We start from the raw sequence: 13,498 nt of genomic DNA on the forward strand, positions 1-13,498 counted from the left end.
CCGACCACCGGCGGCATGCCGATGACCCGCGCAGTGGCGCCTAGCCCTCCACCAACCGCTGCTCGACCTGCACCCCCGGCATCATCCGCGCCAACCCTTCGGCCAATCGCCCTCCCGCCGCCTCCAACGCCGACAGCGGCATCGCCGGCAGGCTCTCGAGCACGAACCACATCTGCCGCGCCTGGGCATCCAGCCGAGTGCGTACACCCTGGCGCCAGTTCCAGCGCCGACAGGTGACGCCCACCTCATCGCGCCACACCACCTCCCCGGCCGCCGGGGCTTCATGAACCAGCGCGCCGTCCTTGAAGGTATCGAACAGTTCGCTGCCATTGGCGACCAGCAACCGCGGCGCACCGACATACGCCTCCAGGTTCTCGCCCCCGACCGGCACCGCGTACTCCAGGCTGATGGCGTTGTACAGGTCCACCACCGGGTCGATGGCCGGCAACCCGCCATCGCGCAGCACCCGCTTGCGCAAGGCTTGCGCGGAGCAAGGGGTACGTTGGGGTTTTGCGCCAAAGCCGCAGAACACTTCGGCCCAGGCCTGCAGATGGGCTTCGGCCCAGGCCGGTCGCCCGGCCAGCACCGCCTGGCAGGCACTGGCCAGGGCCTGGCCGGCGACTTCGGGATGGCGGATCGGCGCGGCCCGCACCGTGATGCTCAGTGCCCGAAAACCGGGCGCCAGGACAGTGACCGCAGGATCGATGAAAGGCACTACAGGTTGCATCGGGCATCTCGCACAGGCTGAACGGATGCCCATGCTGACCGCCGCGTGGAGTGAGGAAAAGTGATATCTCCTTACACTGCATAAGCTCAGCTGATACCGACCCATTCGCCGGGGCAGGCGCTGTTCAATGCCCTACCCCGCTACCCGCGCCAGTCGTTGCAGCGCGTCGATCACCTGCGGATCCCGTGCCTCGAGCACATCGGCCTGGATCCGCGCGATCACCGCCTTGAGCAGCTCGGTCTGGCTCATGTGGGTTTGCCGCAACAATGCCAGGAAGTCCTCGGCCATGTGCGGATTGACCTTCATCGACAGCCGCCGGGTGGCCCCCGACGCCTGCAGACCTCGCTGGCGTCGCTGCGCCTCGAGGGCCTGCACGAAGGTCTCGTGGGCCGGCTGCAGGCCCTCGCCCTGACGGGCCTGCACCAGCCACTGGAAGTAATGGGCGAGGAACAGCTTGCGCAGGTGCGCCCCCGCCTCGCTGCTGACCGCGTGCATCGCCGCGTCCAGCACGTCGAGATAGACCGCCGGCAACCGGGCCTCGATGGACTTGAGCTGCTGCTTGCGCGCCTCGCGGATCGCCGGGGTGGATTGTGGCGGGATGGCCACGACCGCGTCGCAGCCGTCGCACACGCCCACCAGGATGTCCCGCGCCATGCCCTGGCCATCGCTGAACGGCACGTCGCGCCGGGTGTACCTCCCGGAAATGAACGATGGCTGGGTGCTTTTAGTCAGGTCGGCTGGGTGTGGAACCGGTACTTGCGGGGCTTTACCGGGTGTGTCGAGAAAGACTGGGCAGGCAATGGGCTCGCGCGAAACCCGGCGTTGCCGCGGGCCATCCGCCGAGTGAAGGCAACGCATGATTGCTTGAACATATGAATATCCGTATATTCGGATTTTCATATATCCAGGAATGCCACCATGCTCACACCTCCCGAGCTCTTCAAGAGCCTGTCGGACGAGACCCGCGTCCGCGCCACGCTGCTGATCGCCAGCCTTGGCGAACTGTGTGTCTGCGAGCTGATGTGCGCCCTGGACGACAGCCAGCCGAAGATCAGCCGCCACCTGGCGCAATTGCGCGGCAGCGGCCTGCTGCTCGACCGCCGCCAGGGCCAGTGGGTGTACTACCGCCTCAATCCGCAGCTACCCGCTTGGGTGCACGAGATGCTGCAGCTGACCTTGCAGGCCAACATCGAGTGGCTGCAGGACAGTGTCGCCCGCCTGCAGCACATGAATGACCGTCCCGTCCGCGCAGCCGCCTGCTGCTGACCTGCCAACGAGCGAACCTCCCGATGCTAGTCGCCGTCGCTGTCTTCCTCTTCACGCTGATTTTGGTCATCTGGCAGCCCAAGGGCCTGGGCGTCGGCTGGAGCGCCTCGCTGGGTGCGATCATCGCCCTGGCGGTGGGCGCGGTTTCCCTGGGCGACATCCCCACCGTATGGGCCATCGTGTGGAACGCCACCGCCACCTTCATCGCCGTCATCGTCATCAGCCTGCTGCTGGACGAGGCCGGCTTCTTCGAGTGGTGCGCCCTGCACGTGGCGCGCTGGGCCGGGGGCAGCGGCTACCGCCTGTTCGCCTTCACCGTGCTGCTGGGCGCCGCCGTCTCGGCGCTGTTCGCCAACGATGGCGCAGCGCTGATCCTCACCCCCATCGTCATGTCGATGCTGATCGCCTTGCGCTTCTCGCCCGCGACGACCCTGGCCTTCGTCATGGCCGCGGGTTTCATCGCCGATACGGCCAGCCTGCCCCTGGTGGTGTCCAACCTGGTGAACATCGTCTCGGCCGACTACTTCAAGCTGGGATTCGCCGAGTACGCCTCGGTGATGGTGCCGGTGAACCTGGCCAGCGTGGCCGCGACCCTGCTGGTGCTGTTCCTGTTCTTCCGCCGCGACCTGCCACGCCGCTACGAGCTTGCGGCGCTGAAGGAACCGAAGGCGGCGATCCACGACCGCGCGACCTTCGTCGTCGGCTGGTGGACCTTGCTGGTCCTGCTGATCGGCCTGTTCGCCCTGGAGCCGCTGGGCGTGCCGATCAGCGCGGTGGCCGCAGTGTGCGCGGCCATGCTGTTCGCGGTCGCGGCACGCGGCCACCGGATCTCCACCCGCCGCGTGCTGCGCGAGGCACCCTGGCAGATCGTGGTCTTCTCCCTGGGCATGTACCTGGTGGTGTACGGCCTGAAGAATGCCGGGCTCACGGACCTGCTCACCCAGTGGCTCGACCGCTTGGCCGCCCACGGCCTGTGGAGCGCCGCGCTTGGCACCGGCCTGCTCTCGGCGCTGCTGTCGTCGGTGATGAACAACCTGCCCAGCGTGCTGGTGGGTGCCTTGTCGATCCAGGCCAGCGACGCCGAGGGCCTGGTCCGCGAAGCGATGATCTATGCCAACGTCATCGGCTGTGACCTCGGCCCGAAGATCACCCCGATCGGCAGCCTCGCCACCCTGCTCTGGCTGCACGTCCTGGAGCGCAAGGGCGTGCGGATCACCTGGGGCTACTACTTCAAGGTCGGCATCGTCCTGACCCTGCCCGTGCTGCTGATCACCCTTTCGGCGCTGGCGCTACGCCTGAGCCTGTGAAACCGCCCCGACGCGAGGAGCCTTCCATGCGAGTCCTGTTCATGTGCACGGCCAACAGTTGCCGCAGCATTCTCAGCGAAGCCCTGTTCAACCACATGGCACCCCCAGGGTTCGAGGCCGTCAGCGCCGGCAGCTTCCCCAAGGGGCAGGTGCTGCCGCGCAGCCTCGCCACCTTGGAAAAGGCCGGGATCGCCACCGCCGGCCTGAGCAGCAAAGGCAACGAGGCCTTCGAGGACAACCCGCCGGACATCGTCATCACCGTGTGCGACAAGGCCGCCGGCGAAGCCTGCCCGGTGTATTTCGGCCCGGCGCTGAGGGCGCACTGGGGGCTGCAGGATCCTTCCGACATCGAGGGGGCTGAAGCCGTGATCGACGCGGCCTTCCGCGCCACCCTGGCAAGGATCGAAAAGCGCTTCGCAGCCTTCTTCGCCCTGCCCTTCGACACGCTCGACCGCGACCAGCTCAAGCATGAGCTGCAGCGGATCGGCACGCTCTGAGCGGGAGGACGACATGACGGAACAACTGCCCAACCTCGACCTTTCGCTGTTCGACACTCCCCCAGCCATGGCGCATGCCAGCGAGCACAAGCCGCGCATCCTGCTGCTGTACGGATCGACCCGGGAGCGCGCCTTCAGCAGGCTGCTGGCGGAGGAAGCCGCGCGCCTGCTTGAGCACTTCGGCGCCGAGACCCGCCTGTTCGATCCGTCTGGCCTGCCGCTGCCCGACGACGCCCCCGTCGAGCATCCCAAGGTGCAGGAGCTGCGAAACCTCGTGCAGTGGTCGGAAGGCCAGGTCTGGTGCTCACCGGAACGTCACGGCGCCTTGTCCGCCGTCTTCAAGGCGCAGATCCCCCTGGCGCTGGGCGCGGTTCGCCCCACCCAAGGCAAGACCCTGGCCGTGATGCAGGTCTGCGGCGGCTCGCAGTCGTTCAACGTGGTCAACCAGCTACGCGTGCTCGGACGCTGGATGCGGATGTTCACCATTCCCAACCAGTCTTCCGTGCCCAAGGCCTACCTGGAGTTCGACGAGGCCGGGCGCATGAAGCCTTCCGCGTACTACGACCGGGTGGTCGATGTGATGGAGGAACTGGTGAAGTTCACCGTGTTGCTGCGTGATCGACGGGAATTTCTGGTGGATCGGTATTCGGAGCGCAAGGAAAGTGCCGAGCAGCTGTCCGCTCGGGTTGATCAGCGCGGCCTCTGAGCGCGCGAGAGCAGCTTGCCGTTCCTGGTTTTACGGGGCTTTCGGCCAGCGGTTTGTCGATGTTTGCTTTCGGCCAGAACCCTTCGGCCGATTCACTTATGAACACCGGGGTGGCCGCTTTCGACCCATAGCGATCCTAAGCTGAGAGCAGCAAACGACCAGAAGCAGCCCTTCGCCCAAGGCAGCTACCGACCAGTAGCGACGCGTAGTTGCGGAAAAATAAATCCGTCCCCTTTTCGCTCCTTTTCGCTCTTTTCGCTCCTTTTCGCTCAAACAGCGGCTATCGATCGATAGCTGCTGATTGAAGAGGGTTGGCAATTAGCCGACGCATTTAAACGAGCTCCTTCGACGAAACGGTCACCTCATGACCATTTATACATCCTTGATGCAAAGACGAAGGCATGCAGCCTGCCGATGCTGCGCCATAAGACTGTGTGGTGTAGACCTTCACAGATCCCCTTCAGCGGTTTGGGTTGAGCACTTCGAAGTATGGCGCCTCTTCAAGACCTCGTTCAGCTCCACGCCAATCTTTACGATCAGATGCTGAATACGGTCATGTTCTTTTTGCATGAATTCGCGAGCGTTTGCTTTACTAAATAATTTCCCTGCATAGAAGAACGACTCCAAGTACAGAGTCCACTTCTCTTCCCTCCTGCCGGTCGCGTCCTCGTTTAATTCTGAACGTACGATACTACGGTGCTTTGACGTATAGGAACAATGGGAACAATGGGGACAGATTTATTTTTCACTCTGCCTCGCGAGAAATTTAACTCTGGCCCTGCCCGTTTTCTCTTGTTCAATCTCGAGCTTTCGCAATACGACGCTACGCCAGCCAAAGTGCGTCAGGGCGGTCACGAGCCGCCCATGCGCACGTCGCCATCAATCAGAACAGCCCACCCATGGTCAACGTCAAACCGCCCCCAGCTTGCACCCCGATGTTGAACCCGGCGGAGAAAATCACGCCCTTGGCCGAGCGCAACAGGCGCGGCAAGGTGTCCTGGGGCAGGATGGCGCCGCCCGCCCCCACTGCGGCGGTGCTCAGGATCAGCAGCTTGGGGTCCAGGCCGAACAGCACGCCCGAGCCGCTGCCACCGCCGACCAGGCCCAGCCCGCCTTCGAGGAATACGCAGCCACCTTTGAAATCATCGCGGACCAAGCCACGGCCAGCGACCGAGTCAGCCACCAGCACCGTGCCGATCGCCGGGAAGTCTTCGTTCGCACCCACCGCGCCGACGCTCTTGCCGCGCACCAGCAGGTTGATCTTGCCAACGCGAGGAAGGCGCGCGCCTACGCCAACGCCGATACCGAGCGAGCCATAGCGAAACTGCTGTTCGGCCTTGCTGGGATCGGTCAGGGTCAGCAAGCCGCCGTTGGCGGCGGCGAACATCACCGTCAGGCCGCCACCGCTGGCCGTCTTGTATTTCCAGTCGCTGACACTCAGGGGTAATGTGACTTGCATGTGAACCTCCTTGTATTGGCAGCGCCATCCGGCGCTGGCGAATCCGTATGCCCAGACCGCAAGCAGCATAGCAACCCGCTCATTGCCGAGCCTACGGCCATCGATCAGGACTGCGAACTGGAGACAGTTCCAGAACTTGTCTCTTGAACTGACGAACTTCGAGAGCCGGCAACAATCAGATTTGCCCACTTCCCTGTAGTCCATTTCCCAAACATACTTTTGCCGCATTTTTTCCGTTGCGAGCACCCTGACTGGGCCCTAGTCTCGCCAGGTCGTTGCACATCAACGACACAGCTTTGACAGGCTGCGACGAAAAATCGTGTATAGCCCCCTTATGGCGGCTGTACGTGCGGGCACGCTCGCGTGCGCCGGAATTTTTCGATTTTCGCCGGTCTGTCAACCCACGTACAGCTGCCACCCTTCTGTTTGACAGCAGGCAGGTGACCGCATCATTGAGGAAAATCGTGATGTTGAAGATCGTCCCCGACCCACCCCACAACCACCACTCCCTCGAAGACACCCTCATCCAGGCCACGGAATACGCCCTGTGCGCACAGACCGTGGCGCATCAGGCTGTTTTGCTGCATCCCAAGTCACCCGTGTCGATTCTGATCATGGCCGCGATGCATGAAATGGAGGCGCTGCGGATGTTGCTCGAGTCAGCGTTGATTCAGGTGCAGATGCCATCGGCGGCGCCACAGACCCAACACTAGGCCGCAGACAGGTATTGCCTGGCCCATTCGCAGGAAAGCCCGCGAACGGGCCAGACCGGGCACCGACGACTTCAGGGAGATCGAGCAATGAGCACAGACGACACCACGCCCCACACCACCGTGGGCAAGACCAAGTTCTACCAGGGCGAAGGGCATACCGACGGGCTGTTCTGCATCGAGCCCGGGATCCCGTGCCAGCATGCGCGGGATCAGGCTTCGGAGCTTATGGGGTGCGTACGCGACCTGACCATCACCGGGATCATGGAAGAGAAGCCACAGATGCTCTGGGCCGCGTATTACCTGAGTGCGCTGGCCAAGGCACTGATGGATGATGCGGAATTGGGGATGCGCCATTGAGCCGGGCGTAGGCCAGGTGGGCCGTTCGCCGGCACAACTCCCAATCTGGGATTTGGCGAAGCGCCGTCCGAGGAGCCAGCTGATCGACTACGGCGATATCGGGCGTCGGCTGGCCAGCAAACATCAGGCAGTACGCGTGGCTTTCCTGATAGACTGCTGCGCTTTTTTCAAAGGGGCGGGATATGCCGCCCCAGCTTTCAAACGATTTGCTACATGCCCAATCCTGTTGCAGATTTTCAGCAACGACGGCCCGTGCATGCGCAAGATCGGTAGCAAGCGGCACCCAGCGAGAGACTCGAAATGCGACAGATTCAGGCAGGCACCTCGGCGAAACCAGGCGATACGGTAGTCAGGAGGTTTTCTGTCGCGCCGATGATGGATTGGACAGACCGCCACTGTCGCTTCTTCCTGCGCCTGCTCTCCAAGCACGCCCTGCTCTACACCGAAATGGTCACCACCGGCGCCCTGCTGCACAACGACGCCCAGCGTTTCCTGCGCCACGACGAATCCGAACACCCGCTGGCCCTGCAACTGGGCGGCAGCGTGCCGGCGGACCTCGCCGCCTGTGCGCGCCTGGCCGAGGACGCCGGCTACGACGAGGTCAACCTCAACGTCGGCTGCCCCAGCGACCGGGTGCAGAACAACATGATCGGCGCCTGCCTGATGGGCCACCCGGCGCTGGTGGCCGATTGCGTCAAGGCCATGCAGGACGCCGTCGGCATTGCGGTGACGGTCAAGCACCGCATCGGCATCAACGGCCGCGACAGCTATGCCGAACTGTGCGACTTCGTCGGCCAGGTGCGCGACGCCGGTTGCCGCAGCTTCACCGTGCATGCGCGCATCGCCATCCTCGAAGGCCTGTCGCCCAAGGAAAACCGCGAGATTCCGCCACTGCGCTATGACGTGGCGGCGCAGCTCAAGGCCGATTTCCCCGAGCTGGAACTGGTGCTCAACGGTGGCATCAAGACCCTCGATGAATGCCGCACGCACCTGCAGACCTTCGATGGCGTGATGCTGGGGCGCGAGGCGTACCACAACCCGTACCTGCTGGCCGAGGTGGACCAGCAGCTGTTCGGCAGCACGGCGCCGGTGGTCAGCCGGGCCGAGGCGATGGAGAGGCTGCGCCCCTATATCGTCGCGCATATGCAAAGTGGCGGCGCGATGCACCACATCACCCGGCATATCCTCGGGCTGGGCCAGGGGTTCCCGGGGGCGCGGCGGTTCCGGCAGTTGCTGTCGGCGGATATTCACAAGACCAGCGAGCCGCTCAAGGTGCTGGACCAGGCCGCCGAGCTGTTGCAGGGGCGCTGAGGGAACCTGGGGCGGGGTTGGCACTCGAAGGGAGAGCCTTTTACCGCAGGCCCCCGGCGCTGGTCGGGGGCTGCTTTGCAGCCCATCGCGGGGCAAGCCCCTCTCTACACGGGATCTTGCCGCCAGCGAGGGGTTTCCCGAGACGCCTGCGACGGGCCTTGAGTGGCCGTCGGGGCTCGGGTAATGTCGAGTCATTGCACAGGACAGAGCACGCCCATGACCTCCAAGCTGGAACAACTCAAGCAATTCACCACCGTGGTCGCCGACACCGGTGACCTGGACGCCATCACCCGCCTCAAGCCGGTCGACGCCACCACCAACCCGTCGCTGCTGCTCAAGGCCGCCGCCATCCCGGGTTACGCCGACCTGCTCAAGCAGGTCAAGGCCGACGCCAAGGGCAATGTCGACCTGGCCTGCGACAAGTTCGCCGTGGCGGTGGGCTCGGGCATTCTCAAGGTCATTCCAGGACGGATCTCCACCGAGGTGGACGCGCGACTGTCGTTCGACGAGCCGGCGCTGCTGAACAAGGCCCGCCAGCTGATCGGGCTGTATGAAGCCGCCGGCGTGCCGAAGGACCGCGTGCTGATCAAGCTCGCCTCCACCTGGGAAGGCATCCGCGCCGCCGAGCAACTGGAAAAGGAAGGTATCCAGACCAACCTCACCCTGCTGTTCTCCTTCGCCCAGGCCCAGGCCTGCGCCGATGCGGGGGTGTTCCTGATCTCGCCGTTCGTGGGGCGCATCTACGACTGGTACAAGAAGAGCACCGGCAAGGACTACGTCGGCGCCGAGGATCCGGGCGTGCAGTCGGTCACCCGCATCTACGACTACTACAAGACCAATGGCTACGACACCGTGGTCATGGGCGCGAGTTTCCGCAATATCGGCCAGATCGAGCAGCTGGCCGGCTGCGACCGCTTGACCATCAGCCCTGAACTGCTGCAGCAGCTGTCCGACGACCAGGGCGAGCTGCCACGCCTGCTCAAGCCGGGCAACGCTGGCGAGGCCAAGCGACAGCTGAACGAGAGCCAGTTCCGCTGGGCAATGAACGAGGACGCCATGGCCACCGAGAAGCTGGCCGAAGGCATCCGTCAGTTCGCCCGGGACCAGGAGAAGCTGGAAGCCTTGATGGCTGACAAAGCCTGATACATCTCTGGCTTGATCGACGGGCGGTTAATGCAGAGCATTTGCCGCCCGTTTTCGTACCGGGCCCGCTGTCAGACAGCGCTGCAAGCATCACGCGCACCCTGTGGGAGCGGGTTTACCCGCGAACACCGGCGCAGCCGGTGCCCGCCCCCGCGATACCTTCTTCGCGGGTAAACCCGCTCCCACAGGGCCTGAGCCAGACCACCCTCTCATGTTTTGCTCAAGATAGATGACACCTACCTCGTCGCTCCCTCTCGTCCTCGCCGGCCCCATCCTGCGCCGCCTGGAACCCCAACGCCTGGCCATCTGGCTGGTCGGCTCGCGACCGCTGCAACCCGAATTTCTCCTCGACCAGGCCGGCATCACTGCCACTGCGCGCTGCGAGGTGATCCCGATCGGCGAGCACGCCTTCATCCACCTGCTGGACATCCACTTCGACCACCCGCTGCCGTGCAATACCGTGCTCGAGTACGACCTGCGCCTGAGCAACGGCCAGGGTATCGCCGGGTGGGCGCCGCACCTGCTCTACCCCGGCGCCAGCCGCCCGAACTTCGTGCTGCGTGAGCGCCTTGACCAACTGCTCCACGGCTCCTGCCGCAAGCCCCATTACCCCTCGGTCGACGGCCTGCTCTGCGCCGACCGCCTGCTCGCCGCCGACCCGCCCCCCGAACAACGCCCGGCGCTGCTGATGATGACCGGCGACCAGGTGTATGCCGACGATGTCGCCGGCCCGATGCTGCGCGCCATCCACGAGCTGATCGAGCGCCTTGGGCTGTTCGACGAGGCGCTCGATGGCGCCCTGGTCGACAGTGGCGCCGAGCTCTACCGCCACCCGGCCTGCTACTACCACCGCGCCGATTTGCTGCCGGCCCAGGAAGGCAACGAAACCCTGCGCGAACGCTTCTTCGGCGGCAAGCGCAAGCCGATCTTCTCGTCCAGCAACGCCGACAACCACCTGGTGACCCTTGCCGAGGTCATGGCCATGTACCTGCTGGTCTGGTCACCGACGCCCTGGACGCTGGTGGCGATGGCCATGCCGACGGGGCTGACCGACGAGCGCCAGGGTCGCTACCGGCAGGAGCTGCCACTGATCGAGGCATTCCGCGACGGCCTTGGCCAGGTGGCACGGGTGATGGCGCACCTGCCCTGCCTGATGATCTTCGACGACCACGACATCACCGATGACTGGAACCTGTCGGCGCAGTGGGAACAGACTGCCTACGGCCATCCGTTCTCACGGCGCATCATCGGCAACGCCCTGCTCGGCTACCTGCTGTGCCAGGGCTGGGGCAACGATCCTGATGGCTGTGCGGCGCTGGTCGAGCGCTGTCGGCAAGTGGGCCACGCGCGGGACGAACTGGTCGGCGACCTGCTGCGCTTCCAGGGCTGGCAGTACGCGCTGCCCAGCGATCCACCGCTGCTGGTACTGGACACCCGCACCCGCCGCTGGCGCAGCGAAAGCAGCCTGGCCAAGCCTTCCGGCCTGCTCGACTGGGAGGCCCTGAGCGAGCTGCAGCAGGCGCTGCTCGATCATCCCTCGGCGATCGTCGTGTCGCCGGCGCCGATCTTCGGGGTCAAGCTGATCGAGACCGTGCAACGGGTGTTCAGCGCCCTGGGCTACCCGTTGCTGGTGGACGCAGAGAACTGGATGGCGCACCGGGGCGCGGCGCAGGTGATTCTCAACATCTTCCGCCATTCACGCACACCGGGGCACTACGTGGTGTTGTCGGGGGACGTGCATTACTCGTTCGTCTACGAAGTGCTGATTCGCCACAGCCAGCGCAGCCCGCATCTGTGGCAGGTGACCAGCAGCGGGATCAAGAACGAATTCCCCCGGCGCCTGCTGGATGTGCTCGACCGGCTCAACCGCTGGCTGTATTCCCCCCGCTCGCCGCTCAACTGGTTCACCAAGCGCCGGCAGATGGAAGTGGTGCCGCGCACGCCGAGCCGCAGCAAGGCTGGGGAACGCCTGTGGAATGGCGCGGGCCTGGGACAGGTGTTCTTCGATGAGCAGGGGCGGCCGGCACGGGTATTTCAGCTGAGTGCCGACGGGAGTGAGGCGACCGAGTTCGTGCCGAGGAATGATTAGGCAGGTGTGATGCGCGGGGATTCACAGGCCTCTTCGCGGTAAATCCGCGCAGGCCGGGACAGGCGCTGGATCAGGTCCGCTCCAGCGCGCTCACCAGGTCATGGAACGCCTCGCGGTTGGAGTCGTTCAGCCCCATGAGGATCTTGTGCGCCTCGAGCACCTTGGAACGCACCACGTTCTCGTCCTGATCCTGGGAGGGCAGGTCGGTCAGGCATTCCGGGCATGGCACCGGGCGGTCGACGATGTTGAACACCTGATCGAAACCCATGGACTGCAACAGACGGGAGATGTCCGGGTTGGTGGTGACCACGGTCGGCAGCAGGCCGACTTTCTGCCGCGACAGGATCGACAGCTTGGCCAGCAGGCCGAGCGTGGTGCTGTCGATGCTTTCGGTTTCGGTCAGGTCGATGACGATGGCCGAGAAGTTCAGCGCGGTGAAAATCTTCTCGATCGTCGCATCCAGCGCCGAACACAGGGTCAGGCGCACTTCACCGACAAATTTCAGAACGAAGGTCCCGCTCTGTTCGGCGAACTGGATTCTACCGGTACTCATTCAAGGTTCCTGCTCAACACCAATAGGGCGATATCATCCGGCATCTCCCCAAGCGTAGCCAATTCGAATCGTTGGCGCAGCCCCTCCAGGCTACCCCCCGCTTCCTTGACGATTTCCGGCAAGGTCGCTTCCTTATCTTTGAGTGTGTCCCCCGGCAAAAGGTCCAGAATGCCATCGGACATCAGGGTGAGGCTGAACTGCGGCGGCAATTCCAGCACCTCGTCCTGGTAGCTGGCCTCGTCGAACAGGCCAACCGGCAGGCCACGGCCTTGCAGGTAACGAGCCTGGCCCGGGGTGTACAGCACGGGCAGCGGCAAGTGGCCGCCGACGCTGTAGGTCAGCAGGCCGGTTTCCTCGTCGATGACACCACCGACCATGGTCACATGCTTGCCGAGCTTGCAGTTGATCAGCCCACGGTTGATGTGGCTGAGCACCTGCGAAGGCTTGAACTCACGCATCTTGCCGCCACGCTTGAATTCGAACAGCAGCCGCGTGGTCATGAACTTGAGCAGCACCGTGACGAACGCCGACGAGGCACCGTGGCCGGAGACATCCGCCAGGTAGAAGGCGATACGCCGCTCGTCCACGCGGAAGTAGTCGGCGAAGTCGCCAGACAGGTACAGCGAAGGGATGATCTGGTGCTCGAAGGCAAACTCGCCGACCACCCAGGGGTTTTCCGGCAGCATGTTCATCTGAACCTGGCGCCCGGCGGTCTGGTCCTCCTGCAACAGGTGCAGGCTGGCCTCCAGTTCGCGGTTGGCGGCTTCGAGCTTGTCACGGTAGCGCTGGTTTTCCAGCACCAGGCGTGAGCGGTCCAGCGCGCGGCGCACCGAATGCTCGAGCACGGCGAGGTCTTCCAGGGGCTTGATCAGGTAGTCCGCCGCGCCCAGGCGCAAGGCTTCGACCGCGTCGCTCATGACGCCGGCACCGGACACCACGATCACCGGCAACTGCGGCGCGCGCTCGCTGACCCGGCGGATCAGTTCGAGGCCGCCCATCTGCGGCATGCGCAGATCGCAGATCACGAGGTCAGGCTGGTGTTCTTCGAAGACCTGGAGGCCCTGCTGGCCATTGCTGGCCTGGAGGACACTGAAGCCGCTGTCTTCCAGATAGGCGGCGAGGCTGGCACGAACCACGTCGTCGTCATCGATGATCAGCAGCGTTGCACTGGTTTTCTGCATGTGGGCGAACGGCGCCAGATTCTGGGGTTGGCGTAGCGACTGTGAATCGACAGACCGCTACTGGAAGAATGCTCTATAGCCACTCTACTCTTTGAGTTGTAGGACAAGAAAACTGGTCCGGCAAATAGCAGAGGTGCCCTGTAAGGCGCAGACGGTACTCCCATCCGCCTGGCGTTTCAAGCACGGGAA

Annotated in this window: 14 protein-coding genes; 9 read left to right on the plus strand and 5 right to left on the minus strand. The window is 64.1% G+C overall.

Going from position 1 to position 13,498, the window contains the following annotated elements; genetic code table 11:
• Positions 1-40: 40 nt before the first annotated feature.
• Both N7422_RS10330 and N7422_RS10335 read right to left on the minus strand, forming a co-directional pair.
• On the minus strand, positions 41-727 hold the full coding sequence (locus N7422_RS10330; RefSeq protein ID WP_279806426.1) for a B3/4 domain-containing protein: 687 nt from the start codon (positions 725-727) through the stop codon (positions 41-43).
• Positions 728-859: 132 nt separating this feature from the next.
• Positions 860-1,585: a hypothetical protein gene (locus N7422_RS10335; RefSeq protein ID WP_279806427.1), complete on the minus strand. Its 726-nt coding sequence runs from the start codon at positions 1,583-1,585 to the stop codon at positions 860-862.
• Positions 1,586-1,645: 60 nt separating this feature from the next.
• Between N7422_RS10335 and N7422_RS10340 the strand changes: the two genes are divergently transcribed.
• Genes N7422_RS10340 through arsH form a run of 4 tightly spaced genes read left to right on the plus strand, consistent with a single transcriptional unit; the run spans position 1,646 to position 4,503 of the window.
• On the plus strand, positions 1,646-1,993 hold the full coding sequence (locus N7422_RS10340; protein WP_279806428.1) for a metalloregulator ArsR/SmtB family transcription factor: 348 nt from the start codon (positions 1,646-1,648) through the stop codon (positions 1,991-1,993).
• Positions 1,994-2,016: 23 nt separating this feature from the next.
• A complete protein-coding gene (locus N7422_RS10345; protein ID WP_279806429.1) occupies positions 2,017-3,300 on the plus strand; it encodes an arsenic transporter in 1,284 nt (427 codons plus the stop codon).
• Positions 3,301-3,326: 26 nt separating this feature from the next.
• Positions 3,327-3,797, plus strand: coding sequence for an arsenate reductase ArsC (locus tag N7422_RS10350; RefSeq protein WP_279806430.1), 471 nt, complete (start codon positions 3,327-3,329; stop codon positions 3,795-3,797).
• A 13-nt stretch (positions 3,798-3,810) separates the two neighbouring features.
• Positions 3,811-4,503 carry an arsenical resistance protein ArsH gene (arsH, locus tag N7422_RS10355; RefSeq protein ID WP_279806431.1) on the plus strand — a complete coding sequence of 231 codons (693 nt, stop codon included), beginning with the start codon at positions 3,811-3,813 and terminating at the stop codon, positions 4,501-4,503.
• Between the two features lie 883 nt (positions 4,504-5,386).
• Here the strand turns inward: arsH and N7422_RS10360 are convergent.
• On the minus strand, positions 5,387-5,962 hold the full coding sequence (locus N7422_RS10360) for a hypothetical protein (RefSeq protein WP_279806432.1): 576 nt from the start codon (positions 5,960-5,962) through the stop codon (positions 5,387-5,389).
• A gap of 467 nt (positions 5,963-6,429) precedes the next feature.
• On the opposite strand from N7422_RS10360, the gene N7422_RS10365 reads away from it, so the two are divergent.
• The 5 genes from N7422_RS10365 to N7422_RS10385 all read left to right on the plus strand — a co-directional run bounded on the left by N7422_RS10365 (position 6,430) and on the right by N7422_RS10385 (position 11,575).
• A complete protein-coding gene (locus N7422_RS10365) occupies positions 6,430-6,675 on the plus strand; it encodes a hypothetical protein (RefSeq protein ID WP_279806433.1) in 246 nt (81 codons plus the stop codon).
• 87 nt (positions 6,676-6,762) lie between these two features.
• Positions 6,763-7,032, plus strand: coding sequence for a DUF3077 domain-containing protein (locus tag N7422_RS10370; RefSeq protein ID WP_279806434.1), 270 nt, complete (start codon positions 6,763-6,765; stop codon positions 7,030-7,032).
• Positions 7,033-7,332: 300 nt separating this feature from the next.
• Complete coding sequence (dusA, locus tag N7422_RS10375; protein WP_279806435.1) at positions 7,333-8,343, plus strand: tRNA dihydrouridine(20/20a) synthase DusA; 1,011 nt, start codon at positions 7,333-7,335, stop codon at positions 8,341-8,343.
• A 216-nt stretch (positions 8,344-8,559) separates the two neighbouring features.
• Entirely contained in the window at positions 8,560-9,486 is a 927-nt protein-coding gene (gene tal, locus N7422_RS10380; protein WP_279806436.1) for a transaldolase, read from the plus strand.
• A gap of 229 nt (positions 9,487-9,715) precedes the next feature.
• Entirely contained in the window at positions 9,716-11,575 is a 1,860-nt protein-coding gene (locus N7422_RS10385) for an alkaline phosphatase D family protein (protein ID WP_279806437.1), read from the plus strand.
• Positions 11,576-11,645: 70 nt separating this feature from the next.
• On the opposite strand, the gene rssC is transcribed toward N7422_RS10385, so the two are convergent.
• Both rssC and rssB read right to left on the minus strand, forming a co-directional pair.
• A complete protein-coding gene (gene rssC / locus N7422_RS10390; protein ID WP_279806438.1) occupies positions 11,646-12,128 on the minus strand; it encodes an anti-sigma factor antagonist RssC in 483 nt (160 codons plus the stop codon).
• A complete protein-coding gene (gene rssB / locus N7422_RS10395) occupies positions 12,125-13,309 on the minus strand; it encodes a two-component system response regulator RssB (RefSeq protein WP_279806439.1) in 1,185 nt (394 codons plus the stop codon). The genes rssC and rssB overlap by 4 nt, the downstream gene beginning before the upstream one ends.
• Positions 13,310-13,498: the final 189 nt, after the last annotated feature.

It is taken from the genome of Pseudomonas sp. GD04091 (genome assembly GCF_029836165.1).
GTDB lineage: Bacteria > Pseudomonadota > Gammaproteobacteria > Pseudomonadales > Pseudomonadaceae > Aquipseudomonas.